The following is a 279-nucleotide window of genomic DNA, read 5'->3' on the forward strand; positions in this document are numbered from 1 at the left end:
CACCGTGAGCTCGGCGCTGAAATCGCCTTCGGCCGGCCGGCAGAGAAAGTGGCCGCTGTCGCGGCGGAAACCATAGAAGGTCTCGCGCCAGAAATCGGTTTCCTTGCCGGTGCGGACATGGAGCGTCCCGTCGCCGAACACGTGGTGCGGCGGCGGGTTGAGCCATGTCATGCCGCCAAAGCCCGACAGCATTACGCTGATCCGTTAGCCGGCGAAGGTGTAGGCCGTCTTCACCGTGGTGTAGAACTCCATGGCGTAACGGCCCTGCTCGCGCGGGCC

At 65.2% G+C, this 279-nt stretch carries 1 protein-coding gene; it reads right to left on the reverse strand.

Features of this window, described 5'->3' with window-relative positions:
* Window positions 1-192: DUF1349 domain-containing protein (locus EN859_RS37775; RefSeq protein ID WP_135913783.1), on the reverse strand; the 192-nt coding region annotated here is incomplete at its 3' end.
* Window positions 193-279: the final 87 nt, after the last annotated feature.

Origin of the sequence: Mesorhizobium sp. M00.F.Ca.ET.216.01.1.1 (assembly GCF_004010325.2) — a bacterium.
GTDB lineage: Bacteria > Pseudomonadota > Alphaproteobacteria > Rhizobiales > Rhizobiaceae > Mesorhizobium.